Source organism: Ottowia sp. VDI28 (assembly GCF_049532675.1).
Classification (GTDB): domain Bacteria; phylum Pseudomonadota; class Gammaproteobacteria; order Burkholderiales; family Burkholderiaceae_C; genus Ottowia.
The window spans coordinates 4,345,401-4,362,948 of record NZ_CP149820.1; the positions used below are offsets into that span (position 1 = coordinate 4,345,401).

A 17,548-nucleotide genomic window follows, 5' to 3' on the forward strand; every position below is an offset into this window, starting at 1 on the left:
TTGCCCGCAGCGAAGCGAAGGGACGCGACCGGCCAGGGCGGCAAGTGGGGTCGCCTTTTCTTTGGTGTCTTTCTTTCGGCCGGCGATCCGGTAGCGACGCAAAAGAAAGATACTGCACTGCCGGGGGCATATCCCGGCCTCCGACCGTAGGTCAACAACAGAAGGTCATCTAAAAAAGCAGCGTATCAATCAACCACCGCATACCCCGCAAACACCCCCAACTCACCCCAATTGGGTAACAGCCAACGCCTGATCCCTCTCCATCAAAATGGCATATTTCTGCTGCATGTCAAACAGGTTAGCCTCATGCGGCTCCAGCGCCCTGTCACCCACACAGTCCGTCACCACCAACGGCCTGAACCCCCATGACATGGCATCAACCACGCTGGCCCGCACGCACCCGCTCGTGACCGCGCCCGCCACCAGCAAGGTCTGTACGCCACGCTGCGCCAGCCACGGGCTCAGGTTGGTGCCGAAGAAAGCCGAAGGCACTGTCTTGCGCACCACCAGTTCACCAGGCACGGGTGCCAGCACATCCACCACCTGACTCGACGCCAGGTCTTCCTTGAGGCCCAGCAGGTTCGGCACCTTGAGCGAGAAAATGTTGCCGTCCGCGTCGTCGTCCTGATAGACGATGCGGCTATGCGCCACGGGCCAGCCGCGCTCGCGCGCGGCAGCCAGCAAGCCACGCGTGCGTTCGATGGCCGCCGGAATATTGCCACCGCCAAACTGCGCCGGATCCGCGAATCCATTCACGAAATCGACGATCAACAGACCATAGGGCGGGCGAGCCTCCATGACAGCGCCAAACCCCTGGCGTCCATAGACCTCGGTATCTCGATCCTTGCTGCTCATTGCCCTGCTCCTTCAACAACCTTGCCTTTAAGAACCACCACTTCGCCATCCAGGCTGACAGTGCAGTTCCGCAACGGAATATCGATATGGCAGGCCGTGGTGCGCTGGCCGCCCGCCTCGTTGTTGGGGCCCAGAGAGAACAGGAAATTGCCCTCGAATGCGCGCGCGTCCATGGCCAGCGTCTGCTCCTTGTCGTACAGGGCGAGCGTGGACCAATGGCAGCGCGGCTGCAGGCCCCAGCCGATGTGCGACATCGCATAGGCCTCAGGGTCCTTGAACGTGGACATGTACTCGCTGAGCAACTGGGCGTCTATCCCGCCTTCGATGGCGGTGGCGTAACCCTTTTCAACCGTGATGCGAACGGGGGCCGTGGTGTAGCTCTTCTGCGGCAGGAGGATGTCGCCGGTATCAACCACAATCGTGCCATGGCTGCCGCCCTCGTTCGCGAACGTGAACAGGAACCCGCTCGGCCAATGATCCCAGCGGCCGGGCTCGTCGACGAATCCATATTCACTGATCGTCGGAAACTCGCCAAGATCGAAAGTGACATCCGTACCAGCGTCGGAAACCACCCTCATCTGGCGCGCCTTGCGAAGTTTCTCCGATGCCGCGAGCACCCGGGCACGGTCGGCCTCGGTGGGCACAGTGCGCACCAGCACTTCCGGCGGCTCCACCGCCAGCAGGATCTTCGTACCGGATTCCAGGATATCGATCTGCTCGGGCGAGAACAGCAGCGTCATCAGGTCGAGCACGAGGTCACTGGCCTTCAACGCCGCAATGGCTGCGGGGTTGCCCGTGAGCGGGGTTTCGCCCAGGTAGGCAAGAGGATCCCGGCTCAACGAACGGTGCGCGTTGACGGGAGGCAAGTCCACACGGCTCACGACCGCTCCCGCGGCTTGCGCCGCCATCGTGGCAGCGCGGAGCGTCTGCGGATGGGTCGCGGCCCCCGTCAGGATGGTCACGCTCTGGCCGGGTTGCACTTTCGACAGGCGCAGCACTTCTGCCCACGCCTGGGTCAATTGATGATCGCTCACGGGCATGTCGCTCTCCTAGATCAAACGGGCACTCAAACAGATACTCAAACACGAACGCCGAGAAAATCGCCGAACGCGGCGTAGAAACCTTCTTCGTTGTCCCAGGGGATCATGTGTCCGGCGCCGGGCACCCGGTGGTGCAGCACGCCAGGCACCATGCCTTCGATTTCCGCCACGTCCTCAGGCTTCACGACATCGCCGCGCTCGGCCGTCATGAGCAGCGCAGGCACGCGGATGCCGGGCAGGAACCGGTGGAAATCGTCGGTATGGAAACCATCGAACGAGGTCTTGATGGCACGAAGATCGCAGGTATGGAGCCATTCGGCGCGCAGATCAAGCTGCTCATCGGTCCAGGTAGGGCAAAAGCCCCGCATGGTTTCCCGGTTGCACCCCAGGGTCGCCGCGGCGATGGAGTCCGCATACCAGGCGTAGTTGGCCGGGTAAGGCCGCCTTCCCGGGCCTGAAACCGGCGGGTCGATCATGACGACCCGCGTCAGGCCCTGCGGCGCGGCCGCTGCCGCGCCGGCCACGATGCGCCCTCCCATCGAATGGCCCACAAGCGCATAGCGCTCAAGGCCCAGCGCCTTCACCAGGGCCACGGCATCGGCGATCTGCGCGTCGAGCGAGTAATCCAGTTGGTCGGAGGCCGAGGAAAGCCCACGCCCGCGCACGTCCAGCACATAGGTGTCGAAGTGGCGGCCCAGTCTTTCACCCACGAAGCCCCAGGTGATGGCCGGGCTGGTGATCCCCGGCACGAGCACGACGGCGTCGCGCTGCGCACGCTCACCCCCTGCCCCGCCATAGCGCAATACGTGCTGCCGGATACCGTTGGCCGCGAGATTGAGGCCGTGCACAAATGTGGTGGTCATGGCGTCCCTCCTTCAATCCGCGTAAGCGCCGGAAAGAAGCGCGCCGGCACCGGGAACCACGGGCTCCAGCTGCAGCGCCTTGAGCATCATGTAGGTGGTGGCCACCGAGGCGGTCACCACCGGCTTGCCCGTCATGGCCTCCACCTTGGCAATGGCAGGCAGCGAGGGCATCTGCACACAGGCGGAAAGCACGATCGCATCCGCATCCGCATAGTTCAGCGAGCGCACGATCTCCGGCAGCCGGGCCGGATCGTGGCGGCCCACCTCCAGATTGTCGGGAATCTCCAGCGCGCGGTAGTCCACCACCTCGTGGCCCTCTCGCCGGATATAGTCCACCACCAGTTCCGTCAGCGGTTTCATGTAGGGTGCGACGACGGCGATCTTCTTGGCTTTCATGATCTTGAGCGCATCGACCAGGGCGCCCGCGCTGGTAATGACTGGTGCCGTGCCGCAGTTTTCCTCGGTGCGTTCGTGCAAGCGCTTCTGCGACACGCGGTGATAGCCCGGCCCCATGGCCATGATGGCCACCAGGCAGGCATAGCCCAGCACATCGACACGCGCGTCGCTGAGTTCGATGGCGCAGCGGTCGGATTCGGCATCCATGGCCGCGAGTTCTTCCTTGACCACCTTCTTCATGCGCATGCGGCTGGAGTGGAAGGTGAAGCGGTCGGCGGGCCGGATCTGCTGGCGTGCCGTCAGCATGGCCGGAATCTCGGTCTCCATCGTGGTGTTCGAGCTGGGAACAATCTGCCCGATTCGGAAATTCTTGATCATGATTGGATGCCCTTTGGCTTAGTCTTTATAGTTTGAACAGGCGGCGCGCGTTCCCGCTGCACACGAGCTGGCGCGTGGCCTCGTCCATCGGCGTTTTCTCGATGAATTCGCACGCGGCTTCCGTGGATTCGTAGGGATAGTCGATCGAGAAGAGCACGTTCTCCGCCCCCATTTCGCCGATCGCGCCGAGCAAGGTCGGTGCCGAGCAGACGCCTGAAGTCGTGATGAAAATATTCGACTGGAAATACGCCGAAGGCATCTTCTTCAATGTAACGCCGTGCGGATAGGCCTCGAACCGGCTGTCCAGCCGCCAACGCATGAAGGGGAGGAATTCACCCATGTGGCCCAGCACGATCTTCAGATTCGGAAACCGGTCGAACACGCCGCCAAACAGCAGGCGCAGCGCATGGCCGCCGGTTTCCACCCCCCAGCCGAACGAGGCCCCCTGCAGCACCGGCATGTCCCGCAGCAGCGCCGGCATCTCGCTGAAGCCAATGGGGTGCAGATAGACCGGCACATCGAGCGCCTCGACACCCGCCCAGAACTCATCGTACGCCCGGTCGTCGTAATAGCGGCCGCAGGTGTGGCCGTTGATCAGCGCCCCCTTGAAGCCCAATTGGCCTACAGCCCGCTCGAGCTCGCGCAGCGCTTGCGCCGGATCGTGCATCGAGAGGTGCGCGAAGCCGCCGAAGCGTTCACGGTGGGGTGCGATCCGCTCGGCCAGCAGATCGTTGTTCTCAGCCGCCAGGCGCTGGGCCAGCCGGACATCAGGTTCTGCCTGCATGCCCGGGCCACTCTGCGAGAGGATCACGTACTCCACGTTATGGCGGTCCATGTCGGCCACACGCCCGCCATCGAAATCCTCCAGCCGGTCCAGGAGTTCACGGCGCGCTTCGGCGCTCATGTGCTGAGTGAAAGTCTTCGCGTACTCGGCGAACACGGGCGTCGAGAAATGCTCTTCGAACGCGATCTTGGGTGTAGTTTTCAAGGCAATGCTTCCAGGTGAGCGACGACTTAAGCCGGATAGACCAGGTCGTTGGCGAGGATGTTGGTGTCGTGAATGACCTGGCGCTCCGCCAGGAACAACCGCCCGTCCACATGCGTGAAGCGATCGTGGTAGCACGCGGCCAGATGCAAGGTGGAAGGCCCCTCGACCAAGGTCTGCACGAGCAGGAAGGGAGTCTGTGCCACGATGCCGTCGCTGCTTTCGGCTTCGACGCGCGTGGCGCCGAGCAGATGCATGGTGTAGCGTGGGGCGAACATCTGCGTGCGCGCCACCGCCACCGCGCGGTCCATCATCATGGCGCGCCCTTCGCAATACACCAGCCCGACCGGCAAGCCCAGATCGGCGTTCTCGCGCGAGGTGACGCGATAGAGCGCATCCTCCGTGAAGAACGCCGGCCAGGACTCAACGTCGCCCCGGTCGAGCGTGGCGCAATACTCGGTGTTGAAGGCCGTGATCTCTTCACGCAAGGCACTGACGCGCGCCAGCGGCAGTGTGCAGGGGCGATAGGCGTAGTCGTTCATTGGGCTTCTCCTTCCACCCGAAACCCCATGACTTCGCGGTAGTAGACATACATGGACCGGATGGCGGCCTCAGAGATCAGCGTTTCGGAGGTACCGACACGGCCTGGATCGAGGCGGATGTGGTTGATGCCGGTACTGGAGCGGCGAACGCCTTCCTGCACGAACTTCATGGCTTCGTTGTCTTCCAGGCCCAGGAAGCCCGAGGGGCCCATCAGGTTGCCCTGGCGCAGGCGATGGCGCTGCATCTCCGGGGTGTCGTCCTCGTAGCCGAACATGGTCCATTGCATGATCTGGCTGTTCGGTCCATTGGGAATGATCTGGCGCACCCCCAAGGTATTCATCTCGCGCTGGATGATCAGGTTCGGCCAGATCGTCGTCATGGTGACGGACCAGGGTGAATCGAACTCGCGTACGAAATCCAGGAAACGCTCGTCGCGCAGGCGAAGCCCGTCATGGAAGGAGCGCATCTCCTTCTTGTTCTCCTCGCTGACCGTGGCGTATTTTTCCTCGGACTTGGCCGACCCCATGATGCCGTGGCGGCCATGCTGGTTGTCCGCGAACATCATTGACTTGTTGCCCGCGACCATCAAGCCGAACACGACCAGGAAGGAGTGCAGCAGCGTCGCATGGTACGGATCCTTCAGGTTCTCGTGGTACATCTTCCAGTTGCTCGGCAACTCATTGCGGTAGTAGCCCAGCACCTTGAGTTTCCTGCCCGTGAAGGTCGTGTCGAACTCCTTGAGAATCTCCGGTGTCAGGTACTCCTCAAGGGATTCCACCTTGTCGGAGTAAGAGGCGAAGATGACCCCGTTGCGCGCGGTCACACGCAACTGCCGCGTGCCGTGGTCCGCATTCTTGAAGTCCTTGGGCATGCCGCCCATCTTGTTGACGCCCCGCTTGAAAGGCACGCCCTGCAGGTTGCCCTTGAGATCGTAGGACCACTGGTGGTACGGGCAGACGAACTCCTTGGCGTTGCCTTGGTTGTGACGGCAGAACTCCGCGCCGCGGTGCGCGCACCGGTTCTCGAACACCGCGATGCTGCCGTCTTCCGCACGCGAGACCACGACAGGCGTGGCACCCACGTAGGAGCGTTTGAAATCGCCCACGTTCGGAATCTCCGCCTCCAGGGCCACGAAGTTCCAGGTGTCGCCACGAAAGATCTTCTCCATTTCCTGGTCGTACACCTGTTGGCTGGTATAGACCCAGTCAGGAATGGTGTTGAGCGCATCAGCGGGCCAGACACAAGCCTCCAGCGGCGGATTCTTGGCTGCATCCGTTAACCCGATCACGGTTTGGGATTGATACATGAAGTTTTCCTTGCAGTCTTGAGAGAGTCTCTGGGTTCAGGTCTCAGTGGATTGCAATGCCATGGCGGACTTCACCCAGGCACGCAATGGAAGAGGGCTTGTTTCGAAATCAGCGGTGTCGAATGCCTTGCGCGTTTCGAACAGGGGCCTGAGCGCGCGCAGATCGCCTCCCGCGTTCAGTGCGATTCCGTGCACAGGAACACCCTCGCGATGGCCTATCCACACCGCCTTGGCCTCGTTCAGATGGCCGCGGCGCACATAGGCCAGGTCCGGGGCGCCCAGACCGAGCATCTGGATGTTGTGCTTCCCCTGGTCAGTCCAGAACCACGGAAAGGCCTGTTTGGCCGAAGGGAGCCCCAGCAAGCCCGCGGCGGCCGTTTCGGCCTGCGCATTGGCGTTCTGCCACGATTCGATGCGCATGGGCCGATCAAGATGCGCGTTGAACTGGCTGGCGCAGTCGCCGGCGGCAAAGATGTCAGGATGGGAGCTCTGGCACGCGGTGTTCACCAGGATGCCTCCGTTCTTTTCGTCCATAGCCAGACCCGCGTCTTGCGCCAGCGCCACCTCCGGCAAAAGCCCAATGGCCACCAGCACCTGATCCGCGCGGATGATCTCGCCGCTGCCAAGCTCAATCTCGACCCCATGGGCATCCGTGCGGGCCGCACGCAAGGCTTGCCCCAGCTCGATCCTGGCGCCCTCGCCGCGCAAGGCTTCCGACAGCCAGCTAGACACCTCTTGCGGAAGGAAGCGCCCCAAAAGAACAGGAGCGCTCTCGATGACGGTGACCCGCGCCCCGCGGCGCAATGCAGAGGCAGCCACTTCAAGCCCCAGGAATCCGCCGCCAATGACCGCAAGATGAATCCCTCCGGTGAGCACACCGCGCAGCATCCGGGCATCGTCCAGGCTGCGCATGTAATGCACGCGCGGAGCGCCCTGAGGCAGATCGGGCAGTTCACGGACCTTGCCGCCTGTCGCGAGCAGACAGCGGCCGTAGCTCAACTGGCGGCCATCGTCCAGATGCAACAGCCTGGCCTCGGCATCCAGCCGCAGGACGCGGACACCCGGCATGAACTGCACGTTGCACTCCGTGAACTGCGTCGCCGTCAACACCTCAAGCGTGGGCTCGGTGTCGTCGCACAGCACAGCCTTCGACAAAGGCGGACGTTCATACGGCGCATGAAGCTCGGCCCCAATCATGGTGATGTTTCCCGCATACCCTTGGGTACGCAAGGATTGTGCCGCGCGGGCAGCCGCCTGGCCTGCGCCCACGATGACGATCGGTGCGCCCTTCTCGTTCATGCGTCCGCCGGCACAGCCATGTAGATGTCATCCGCCTCGCGCCGGATCTCGTGCGTGCGCAGATCCTGCGTGGCAGGAGCGCACTGCACCTTGCCCGTACGGATATCAAAGCGTGCCTGATGCAGCGGACACTCGATGCACCCGTCTTCCACATAGCCCTCCGACATCAGCGCTTCCGCGTGCGTGCAGCGATCGTCCGTGGCAAAGAACTCGCCATCGATCCGATACAGGGCCACGCGCAAGCCCTGCACATTGACGCTCTTCACCTCATCGTCAGCGAGATCGCCGGCCGATGCAATACGAATCCAGTTCATCTTTCCCACCTATCCCGAAATCATCCAGGAGCGAGGATTCCATCATCCTCTACCCCTTCAAAATTGCTCAGTACACCAATATATTAAGACCGAAATCTCAATCCGACAAGTGGGCTGAACAAGGGATTCGGCACATTCTCAGGACCCGATCAGCCTGAGCACTGACCGAACATCCCAAGCCTCTCCGCGAAGCGCGCACCAACTCATCGCACTCCACCCAAAAGGGTGCATCTCATCGCACTAAACAGAGGCAAAACTCGCTCTAAGGACACGGAACGAGACCAGGAATCAGCCTCCGCCTCGGCCAGCTCAAAAAAATTTCGCGCCAGGCTTCAGACACTAGGAAAAACCCTAGGCATTCGGTACTGACAGCAGACCGCTGCTCCTCTATAGTTCAGTGCACTGACATTTTATGCATAGCACCAGCATGATTTTCGTCAGCACCGGCTGCTTGGCATTCAAATTGCTTATCGCCTATTGATGCCGGTTGGTCATCTTTCATACATGCAATTCAGGAGAAGGAACATGCAGCGTCGTGGTTTTCTAGGAAAAGCAGCAACCGTGGGTGGCGTTGGCGCGGCGATGATCGCGTCACCGGCCGCTCACGCCCAGCAACCCACCGTGCGCTGGAGGATGTCTACCTCCTGGCCCAAGAGCCTGGACAACATGTATGGCTCGGCGGAGCGGCTGTGCAAGCGTGTTGGCGAGCTCTCGGGCGGGCGTTTCGAGATTCGCCCGTTCACCGGCGGCGAGATCGTTCCGCCCGCGCAGAACATGGATGCCGTGAGCAATGGCACGGTGGAATGCAACCACGTGCTGGCCACGTTCCATCTTGGCAAGAACAGCGCGGTGGCGTTCGACACAGGCCTGTCTTTTGGCCTGAACGCCCGCCAGCACAACGCCTGGGTGATGCACGGCGGCGGCATGGCGCTCCTGCGCAAGCTGTACAAGCAATACGGCATCGTCAACTTCGTCAGCGGCAACGTGGGCGTGCAGATGGGTGGCTGGTTCCGCAAGGAAATCAAATCCGTGGCGGATCTGAAGGGTTTGAAGATGCGCATCGGCGGCATCGGCGGCATGGTGCTCTCCAAGCTGGGTGCCCTGCCTCAGCAAATTCCCCCAGGCGACATCTACTCCTCGCTGGAAAAAGGCGCCATCGATGCCGCCGAATGGATCGGCCCCTTCGATGACCTGAAACTGGGCCTGAACAAGGTCGCCCCCTACTACTACTCACCCGGCTGGTTCGAAGGCAGCGCCTCGATCACCACGATGGTCAACGAGAAGGCCTGGGCTGCGCTTCCCGCCGAGTTCAAGACCATCTTCGAAGTCGCCTGCAACGAGCAAACATTGGCCATGCTGGCGCACTACGACGCTACCAACCCCGCCGCGCTCAAGCAGTTGGTCGCCGGCGGCGCCAAGCTGGCCTATTTCCCGCGCGACGTGATGGATGCTTCCTACAAGGCTTCCCAGGAGCTGTGGAAAGAGTTGTCCGCCAGCAACCCTGATTTCAAGGCGATCTTCCCGCAGTGGCAAGCCTTCCAGCGCGAGCAGGTGGAATGGTTCCGCGTCGCTGAAGCCGCGCTCGACGGCTACACCTTCAACGCCGTCTCTCGTCGCTAGGAAATGGCCCCCACGCTTCCCCGCTTCGCGTGGTCCGCTGCCCCCGTGGGGGTGCTTTTTCATCTTGGGGCGGCCCGGCGACGAAAAATGGCCCCACGCTTCCCCGCTTCGCGTGGTCCGCTGCCCCCCGTGGGGGCCCTTTTTATCTTGGGAGCGGCCCGGCGATAAAAAGTATCACCATCTGCTGAATCGAAGTTATGGACCTTAGCGAAAACGCAAAAATCAAAGCCGGCGGGCAAGGCATCGGGGCGCGTGTCCCTCGCAAGGAAGATGCCCGCCACCTTGCCGGCAAGGGCAACTTCGTCGGAGACATGGCCATGCCGGGCCTGTGCGAGGTGGCCTTCCTGCGCAGCCCCCTCGCCCATGCGCGAATCCAGGCGGTCCATGTGCCTTCCGAGATCGCCGAGATGGTTATCCTCCGGCAGGACATGGCAGGCGCGAAGGATATCGTGGCCGCCTCCACGCTGCCCACCTACCAGGAATCCGCCCAGCCTCCGCTGGCATCGGGCAAGGTCCGTTTTGTCGGCGAACCTGTCGCCCTGGCATTTGCGCCGACCCGGGCCCAGGCAGAAGACCTCGTCGAACGCGTGGAGGTCGACTACGACGAACTGCCGGTCTATGCGAACGTCTGGTCGGCCCTGGACGCGCAAGAGCACCTCGTGCACGAGTCCTGGCACGACAACCGCTTCGTCACCCTGAAGGCGGACAAGGATTTCGACACGCTGGCCGCTCAGGCCGAAGTCAAGGTGACGCGCAAGATCGAGCTGTCTCGGCAGTGCATGGTGCCCATGGAAGGCAAGGCCGTGCTCGCATACTGGGATTTCCAGGTCGATCAACTGGTGGTCGTCAGTGCCACGCAGGTGCCTCACCTCATTCGTACGGGCCTGGCGCAGTTTCTGGATCTTCCCGAGGAACGGGTTCGCGTGATTTCGCCGGATGTGGGCGGCGCGTTTGGGTACAAGTGCGTGCTGCAGCAGGAAGAGTTGTGCATCGCCTGGCTCGCCATGACGTACCGCCGCCCCTTCCGTTACCTCGAGGACCGGCGCGAACATCTGATCGCTGGCGCCAACTCCCGCCAGCACCACTATGAAGTCACGGCCTATGCCGACCGCAGAGGACGCTTGCTGGCACTGGATGCCGTCATCACGATCGATGGCGGCGCCTATTCGGTGTGGCCTTTCACGGTAGGGCTGGAGCCCGGGCAAGCCGTGGGAAACCTTCCTGGTCCCTATGATTTCCGGGGCTATCGCTGCGAGACGCGCTGCGTGGTCACGAACAAACCTGGATTCGTTCCCTATCGGGGCGTGGCGCGCACCGGAGTGTGCTTCGCGCTGGAGCTGTTGATGGATGCCCTGGCACGGGAAGTCGGCCGCGAACCATCGCAAGTGCGGCTCGAAAACCTGGTCAAGCCAGAGCAGATGCCGTATGTGAATGTGGCCAACAAGCACATGGACGGCGGCGACTACCCGGCCAGCCTGCGCCGCGCGATGGAGATGATTGGCTTTGAAGCCGTGCGGGAACGCCAGCGCCGCGGCGAGCCTGATGGCCGCTTGATCGGCATCGGCACCGCTACCTACACCGAACAATCCGCCCATGGCACGTCCGTGTTCGCGGCGTGGGGTACCGCGGTGATTCCGGGTTACGACCAGGCCATGATCCGCCTGACGCCAGATGGCGGCCTGGAGATCCGCGTGGGCGTGCATTCGCATGGCCAGGGCATGGAAACCAGCTTCGCGCAGATCGCCAACGAGATCATCGGCGTGCCGATCGAGCGCGTGCGCCTGCTGCATGGCGACACCGGCCAGACGCCCTACTCCAGCGGCACCTATGCATCGCGCTCGCTGGTCATGTCCGGCGGCGCAGTGGCCATCGCATGCAAGCAACTGCTGCCGAGGCTGCGCCATATCGCGGGGCACCTCATGGGAGAAGACCCTGCCGTGGTGGCGCTGGCGGACGGGCATGCCCATGCGGGCCAGAAGTCCGTACCGCTCGCCGATATCGGCAATGCCTGGTATGTGAACCCGCAGCGATTGCCCGCGGATGTCGACCGCGCCGGACTGGAAGTGTCCACAGGCTACAAGCCCAAGGTGGACACCGGCGCGTTCACCTACGCGAGCCATGCGGCCGTGGTGGCCGTGGATACCGAGACGGGCGTGGTGGAAATTCTCGACTACGTCGTGGTGGAAGACTGCGGCGTGATCGTCAATCCGATGATCGTGGAAGGCCAGACCATCGGCGGCGTCGCGCAGGGCATTGGTACCGCGCTGTACGAGGAAATGCAGTACGACGAACAAGGGCAGCCGCTGGCCTCCACCTTGGCCGACTACATGCTGCCCGGCGCGACAGAGGTGCCTGCCATCCGCATCGATCACTTCGAAACGCCCTCGCCCCACACTGAATTCGGCGCCAAGGGGATGGGCGAAGGCGGTGCCATTGCGCCGCCAGCGGTGCTTTTCAACGCCGTGAACGACGCTCTGCGCCCGCTGGGCGCGCCTGAGCTGCTCATGACACCGCTGACTCCGCGCCGCCTGTTGACCGCTCTCGCGGAAGCACGGAACACCGCCACGCCGGAGGCCGCACGATGAAAGCCGCCGTATTCGACTATCAATGCCCCGCGGACCTGCAGGAGGCCCGCCAAGCCCTTCAGAGCGCTGACGGCCTTGCCAAGATCATGGGAGGCAGCCAGTCCCTGGGCCCCATGCTCAACCTGCGCCTGGCCCGGCCGGCCACCGTGGTGGACGTATCGCGGTTGCCCGAGTTGGCGCAGGTACGCGTGGAAGGAAGCCGGATCATCGTCGGCGGTGCCGTCACTCACGCCGCCATCGAGGACGGCTTGCACGCACCGCTGCAAGGCCACCCGATGCATGAAATAGCCGCCGGCATTGCCTACCGCGCCGTGCGCAACCGTGGCACCCTGGGCGGAAGCCTGGCACACGCTGACCCCGCCGCCGACTGGATCGTGACCCTGACGGCGCTCGACGCGCAGCTCACGCTGAGTTCGGCGGGCGGAGAACGGAACATCGCCATGCGCGATTTCATGCAGGCCGCCTACACCACAGCCCTGGAAGCGCAAGAGATCATCGTGTCGGTCAGCGTGCCGGACGCGCGGGGAGGCCGCTGGGGTTACTACAAGTTCTGCCGCAAGCCTGGCGAGTTCGCGGAAGCCAGCGCTGCCGTCTGGCAGCCGCCGCAGGGAGGCGCCGCGACCCTGGTGCTCGGCGCGCTCGACGGCGTGCCCATGCAACTGCCCGAACTCGCACTGCACATCGGGCGCGAGGGTTCAGCCGCCGCATCCCGCGAACGCATCGAGCAGGCGATACGGACCGCCCTGCCGCAGCGCGATGCCGTCGACCACCGGCTGCATGCCGTCTGCCTGGCGCGTGCCCTTGCGCAAGCCGGTTTGGCATAACGCGCGGATGTCTGGAGAAACCACAATGAACAGCGTTACCCTGGAAGTCAACGGGCGCCGCTTGCAGACCGAGGTCGAGCCGCGCACGCATCTTGGAGATTTTCTGCGCGACACCGCTCGCCTGACTGGCACCCACCTGGGTTGCGAGCATGGCGTTTGCGGTGCCTGCACCGTACTGGTGGACGGCAGGCCGGTGCGGTCATGCATCACCTTCACGGTGGCTTGCGAAGGCCGCCACGTCACGACCGTCGAAGGTTACGAGGGCGATGAAGTCATGCGCAGGCTGCGTGAGGCGTTCACGCGGCACCATGCCCTTCAGTGCGGTTTCTGTACCCCGGGCATGCTGGCCACGGGCCGCGACATCGTGCTGCGCCTGCCTGAGGCCGACGAAGCCCGCATCCGGCTGGAGTTGGCCGGCAACCTGTGCCGCTGCACCGGCTATATGGGCATCGTGGCCGCCATTGGCGACGTGCTGGGCCAACTGCGGCGTGAGCCGCATCCCGAAGTCACCGGGCTGCGCGAGAAGATGCGCGCAGGCATACCTGTATCGCCCGTGCCAGTGGCGGCTCAGGATGGCATCAAACCCATGCCGGCATTCGCGGGCCTGCAGCCTGCAGCCACCATGGCCGCGCAGAAATCCGCACCGCTGCCAGGCATGGCCGTACCGGCCTCCGCCGCGGCCAAGACGGCCAGCAAGGAAACAGCCGAACCCGCGGTATCTACCGGCGTGCGCAAGGGCACACAGATCGACGCCTCGTTCGATGTGCCGTTCGCGATCGATGCCGTCTGGGCCTTCATGGGTGATTTGCCTGTCGTGGCGGGATGCCTGCCGGGTGCTGCCATCGAATCGCAGGAGGGCGACAAGGTCAAGGGGCGCATCGCGGTGAAGTTCGGCCCCATGTCGGCGGCGTTCGTGGGCGCGGCCCGGCTGGAGCGTGATGACGCCCGGCGCGCAGCCGTCCTGCGGGGAGCCGGCCAGGACTCCCTGAGCCAGTCTCGTGCCCAAGGCGACATCACCTACCGGCTGGAAGCCGTGGCCGCTGAGCAGACGCGCGTTCACGTCGACATGCTTTACTCGCTGCAAGGCCCGCTGGCGCAGTTCTCGCGGTCGGGGCTGGTGAAGGATTTCGTGCGCCGCATGGTCGCTGATTTCGGCCAGCAGGTCTCCAAGCGGATGGCCGGTGACGAAAGCACACCCGTGGCTCAAACGCCTGTCAGCCCGTTGCGCATCGTCTTCAGCCTGCTGCTGGAGCGCATTCGCAAGTGGTTCGGCCGAGGCTGAACCCTCTCCATCCGCCCCCTACTCCAAGGAGAACCCCGCATGCCACCCTCTTTCCCGTTGATCCGCCGCACGGTCCTTGGCGCGGCCGCCCTCACGCTCGCCACGCTGCTGACCGCGCCAGCCACCGCGCAGCCCCTGGAACCCATCAAGGTCCGTCTGGACTGGACGCCCTGGGCCAACCATGCCGCGTTCCATCTGGCACAGCAGAAGGGCTGGTACCGCCAGGCTGGTTTCGATGTCACGCTGGAAGATGGCAATGGCTCCGTCACCACGGTGCAGATCATTGGATCGAATAACGCGTTCGATATCGGCCATGCTGCGCTGGCCCCGCTGATGATTGCCCGCGACAAGGGCCTGCCCGTCAAGGCGCTGGCCGTGTTCCTGCGCAAGAACGACATCGGCGTTCTCGTGCCAACGGACTCCGGCATTACCGGCCCTGCGCAACTGAAAGGCAAGAAGATCGGCTACACGGCGGGTTCGCTGGAAGCGCCCTTCATCGACGCATTTCTGGCGGCCGGCAAGCTCACGAAGAACGATGTGGAACTGGTCAATCTCGACGCGTCAAGCAAGGCCTCGACCTACGCCGTTGGCCGCACCGACGCCGTGTTCTCCACCATTCCCTTCGTGCTGCCCACTACCAACAAGGCACGCGCTTCCCGTGCGATTGCGTTCGCGGATTTCGGGCTGACCATGCCCAGCTTTGGCCTGCTCGTCAACGAGAGCAAGTGGGCTTCGCGCGGCGAAGCGCTGTCCCGATTTGCCTCGGTGACCGCCCGCACGTGGGAATACATACTGGCCGGGCACGAAGACGAGGGGATCGACGCCATCATCGCCGAACGCCCGCAGGCCCGGCTGGACAAGGGCGTGCTGCGCGCCCAAATGGAGGCACTGAAGACGTTCTTCCTCGTCCCGGCCGGCGGCCGCGTCGGAGCGCCCCAGCCCCAGGATTGGGAAGCCGCGGTGAAAACGCTCTCCTCGGTGCAGTTGATCGGCGCGAGCCGCCCCGCCGCCGAATACTACGTGGCGGGGAAAGTCAACTCTGCCGCGTTCGACAAGCTGATCGACGTCAAGAAGCCATGACACCCACCAGCATACGGGCGCAAGGGGTCCAGAAGCAGTACCCCGGCGAGCGTGGTGTTCAGGCCTTGCAAGGCGTGGATGCCGACATCTCCAGCGGCCGGTTCATCAGCATCCTGGGCCCGAGCGGTTGCGGCAAGAGTACGTTCTTGCGCTGCATCGCGGGGCTGGAAGACATCTCCGCGGGCTCCCTGCAGGTGGGCGGCCGCCCCGTTCAGGGCCCGCCGGATGGCGTAGGCATCGTCTTTCAGCATCACGCGCTCCTGGATTGGCGAAACGTCCGGGACAACATCCTGTTGCCGATAGAGTTTGCCGGTAAACCGGTAGCCGCTCATGCAGACAAAGTCGATCACCTGCTGAGCATGACCGGCCTGACCCAGTTTGCCCACAGCTACCCGAAGGAGCTCTCGGGCGGCATGCGGCAGCGCGTGGCCATCTGCCGGGCGTTGGTGGACGACCCGTCCCTGCTGCTCATGGATGAGCCTTTCGGCGCACTCGACGCACTGACGCGCGACCAGATGAATGTCGATTTGCAGCGCATCTGGCTCGAAACCCGCAACACGGTTGTCTTTGTCACGCACGGCATCGCGGAAGCGGTTTACCTGGGCGACGAAGTGCTGGTCTTCTCCCCCGTCCCGGACGCGTCGCCCACCGCATCGTCGTCGACCTGCCGCGCCCCCGGCCATTGTCGATCCGGGAAACGCCCGAGTTCGGGCGCTACACCCGGGAAATCCGGCACCTGTTCAGTGAAATGGGTTTGCTGACCGAAGCTGCCCACGCCGCCTCATGATGAGTACGAAAAACCCCATCGCTGCCGCCGTGCTGGCCGGTACTGCCTCGACCTTGGTCGTGCTGGTACTGTGGGAAGTCCTGGGCCGGCTCACCGGGGTCCGTCCGATCATTCTGCCGCTTCCCAGCCAGGTCTTGCTGGAGCTGGGCGCGGAATGGCGCTGGTACCTGGGGCATGCAGGCTATACCACGATGACCACCCTGGTTGGCTTCCTGCTCTCGGTCGTGGGCGGCGTATTGATCGCCACGGCGGTGGCCAGTTCACGCCGCGTCGAGCGCTTCTTCTACCCGATGGTGGTGGCCATGAACAGCGTACCCAAGGTGGCCGTGGCGCCGCTGTTCGTCATCTGGCTCGGAACCGGCTCGGAGCCCAAGATCGCCATTGCATTCCTGATTGCCGTGTTCGCGATCATCGTGGACACCTTGCACGGCCTGCACTCGGTTCCCCAGGATATTCTGGACGTGGCGAAAGTGCTGAAAGGGCGGCCCCTGGCGGTGTTCTTCAAGGTCCGGCTGCCGAGCGCCCTGCCCTCGATTCTCGCCGGCATGAAGGTGGCTGTCTCCCTGGCTTTGGTAGGTGCCATCGTGGGCGAGTTCGTCTCCTCCCAGCGCGGCCTGGGCTACGTGATCATGAGCGCCCAGGGCACGTTCGACACGGTGCGCGTGTTCGCGGCGCTCTTCCTGCTCGCGCTGATCGGTCTGCTTCTTTATGGGGCGCTGGTCTGGGTCGAGCGTTTGCTGACTCCCTGGCGCTCCCGCCATTGACGGGTTTGAACCATGCAATTTCTCCTCACCATTTCCCGGCTGATCGACCAGATCAATCTTCGCGTGGGACGCTGGGTGTCCTGGACCATTCTGGCCGCAGTGGTCGTCAGTTCCGCCAACGCCTTGAGCCGCAAATTTCTGCACAGCGGCTCGAACGCCTGGCTGGAACTGCAAGGCTATCTGTTCGGCGCCCTGTTCCTGCTGGCTTCGGGCTATACCTTGCTCAAGAACGGCCATGTCCGCGTGGACGTGCTGTCTTCCAAGCTTTCGCCCCGCGCGCAGACCTGGATCGAGATCATGGGCACCTTGCTCTTTCTCCTGCCGGCCGCCGTGCTGATCATGGTGCTGGCATGGCCCATGTTCTGGGACGCCTGGGTCACCCAGGAAGGCTCTCCCAACGCAGGCGGGCTGATCCGCTGGCCGGCCAAGCTGCTGGTTCCCGTCGGCTTCACTCTGCTGGTGGGTGCGGGCATTTCCCACCTTATCAAATGCATCGGTTTCCTGCGGGGCCTCTGCCCCGATCCGACCAGACGCGAATCGGCCATGACCGATGAAGAAAAACTCGCCGCCGAATTGAAGCTCCGCCTCGAAACCGAGGCCGAAGCAGCCCCACGCAAGGACTGAATC

The 17,548-nt window shown here is 63.5% G+C and carries 16 protein-coding genes and 1 pseudogene; 8 read left to right on the forward strand and 9 right to left on the reverse strand.

Annotation, left to right across the window (positions count from 1 at the left end; all coding sequences use genetic code 11):
• Nucleotides 1–222: 222 nt before the first annotated feature.
• The 9 genes from WJU18_RS20690 to WJU18_RS20730 are packed head-to-tail and all read right to left on the reverse strand — an operon-like array spanning nucleotide 223 to nucleotide 7,979.
• Nucleotides 223–855 carry an N-carbamoylsarcosine amidohydrolase gene (locus WJU18_RS20690; protein ID WP_423455275.1) on the reverse strand — a complete coding sequence of 211 codons (633 nt, stop codon included), beginning with the start codon at nucleotides 853–855 and terminating at the stop codon, nucleotides 223–225.
• A complete protein-coding gene (locus tag WJU18_RS20695; protein WP_423455277.1) occupies nucleotides 852–1,895 on the reverse strand; it encodes a 2,5-dihydroxypyridine 5,6-dioxygenase in 1,044 nt (347 codons plus the stop codon). Before WJU18_RS20695 ends, WJU18_RS20690 begins: the two co-directional genes overlap by 4 nt.
• Nucleotides 1,896–1,933: 38 nt before the next feature.
• Nucleotides 1,934–2,758 (reverse strand): alpha/beta fold hydrolase, encoded by an 825-nt coding sequence (locus tag WJU18_RS20700; protein WP_423455279.1) that lies wholly within the window; start codon nucleotides 2,756–2,758, stop codon nucleotides 1,934–1,936.
• A gap of 12 nt (nucleotides 2,759–2,770) precedes the next feature.
• Entirely contained in the window at nucleotides 2,771–3,532 is a 762-nt protein-coding gene (locus WJU18_RS20705) for a maleate cis-trans isomerase family protein (RefSeq protein ID WP_423455281.1), read from the reverse strand.
• Nucleotides 3,533–3,557: 25 nt separating this feature from the next.
• Nucleotides 3,558–4,520 (reverse strand): amidohydrolase family protein, encoded by a 963-nt coding sequence (locus tag WJU18_RS20710; protein ID WP_423455283.1) that lies wholly within the window; start codon nucleotides 4,518–4,520, stop codon nucleotides 3,558–3,560.
• A 26-nt stretch (nucleotides 4,521–4,546) separates the two neighbouring features.
• A complete protein-coding gene (locus WJU18_RS20715) occupies nucleotides 4,547–5,059 on the reverse strand; it encodes an aromatic-ring-hydroxylating dioxygenase subunit beta (protein ID WP_423455285.1) in 513 nt (170 codons plus the stop codon).
• Nucleotides 5,056–6,366 (reverse strand): aromatic ring-hydroxylating dioxygenase subunit alpha, encoded by a 1,311-nt coding sequence (locus WJU18_RS20720; RefSeq protein WP_423455287.1) that lies wholly within the window; start codon nucleotides 6,364–6,366, stop codon nucleotides 5,056–5,058. The genes WJU18_RS20715 and WJU18_RS20720 overlap by 4 nt, the downstream gene beginning before the upstream one ends.
• A 36-nt stretch (nucleotides 6,367–6,402) precedes the next feature.
• A complete protein-coding gene (locus WJU18_RS20725; RefSeq protein WP_423455289.1) occupies nucleotides 6,403–7,665 on the reverse strand; it encodes an NAD(P)/FAD-dependent oxidoreductase in 1,263 nt (420 codons plus the stop codon).
• Complete coding sequence (locus WJU18_RS20730; RefSeq protein WP_423455291.1) at nucleotides 7,662–7,979, reverse strand: non-heme iron oxygenase ferredoxin subunit; 318 nt, start codon at nucleotides 7,977–7,979, stop codon at nucleotides 7,662–7,664. The genes WJU18_RS20725 and WJU18_RS20730 overlap by 4 nt, the downstream gene beginning before the upstream one ends.
• Before the next feature lie 525 nt (nucleotides 7,980–8,504).
• On the opposite strand from WJU18_RS20730, the gene WJU18_RS20735 reads away from it, so the two are divergent.
• From WJU18_RS20735 to WJU18_RS20770, 8 genes and pseudogenes are all read left to right on the forward strand, one after another.
• Nucleotides 8,505–9,599, forward strand: coding sequence for a TRAP transporter substrate-binding protein (locus tag WJU18_RS20735; protein ID WP_423455293.1), 1,095 nt, complete (start codon nucleotides 8,505–8,507; stop codon nucleotides 9,597–9,599).
• 197 nt (nucleotides 9,600–9,796) lie between these two features.
• Nucleotides 9,797–12,184, forward strand: coding sequence for a xanthine dehydrogenase family protein molybdopterin-binding subunit (locus WJU18_RS20740; protein WP_423455295.1), 2,388 nt, complete (start codon nucleotides 9,797–9,799; stop codon nucleotides 12,182–12,184).
• On the forward strand, nucleotides 12,181–13,008 hold the full coding sequence (locus WJU18_RS20745; RefSeq protein WP_423455297.1) for an FAD binding domain-containing protein: 828 nt from the start codon (nucleotides 12,181–12,183) through the stop codon (nucleotides 13,006–13,008). The genes WJU18_RS20740 and WJU18_RS20745 overlap by 4 nt, the downstream gene beginning before the upstream one ends.
• Nucleotides 13,009–13,033: 25 nt before the next feature.
• Nucleotides 13,034–14,290 (forward strand): xanthine dehydrogenase family Fe-S subunit, encoded by a 1,257-nt coding sequence (locus WJU18_RS20750; RefSeq protein WP_423455298.1) that lies wholly within the window; start codon nucleotides 13,034–13,036, stop codon nucleotides 14,288–14,290.
• A gap of 39 nt (nucleotides 14,291–14,329) precedes the next feature.
• Nucleotides 14,330–15,370: an ABC transporter substrate-binding protein gene (locus tag WJU18_RS20755; protein ID WP_423455300.1), complete on the forward strand. Its 1,041-nt coding sequence runs from the start codon at nucleotides 14,330–14,332 to the stop codon at nucleotides 15,368–15,370.
• Nucleotides 15,367–16,157, forward strand: a pseudogene (locus WJU18_RS20760) (ABC transporter ATP-binding protein). Before WJU18_RS20755 ends, WJU18_RS20760 begins: the two are co-directional and overlap by 4 nt.
• The gene (locus tag WJU18_RS20765) at nucleotides 16,157–16,921 is read left to right on the forward strand and encodes an ABC transporter permease (RefSeq protein WP_423461061.1); all 765 of its coding nucleotides are present in this window, start codon (nucleotides 16,157–16,159) and stop codon (nucleotides 16,919–16,921) included. Before WJU18_RS20760 ends, WJU18_RS20765 begins: the two are co-directional and overlap by 1 nt.
• A gap of 12 nt (nucleotides 16,922–16,933) precedes the next feature.
• On the forward strand, nucleotides 16,934–17,545 hold the full coding sequence (locus WJU18_RS20770; RefSeq protein ID WP_423455302.1) for a TRAP transporter small permease subunit: 612 nt from the start codon (nucleotides 16,934–16,936) through the stop codon (nucleotides 17,543–17,545).
• Nucleotides 17,546–17,548 lie beyond the last annotated feature (3 nt).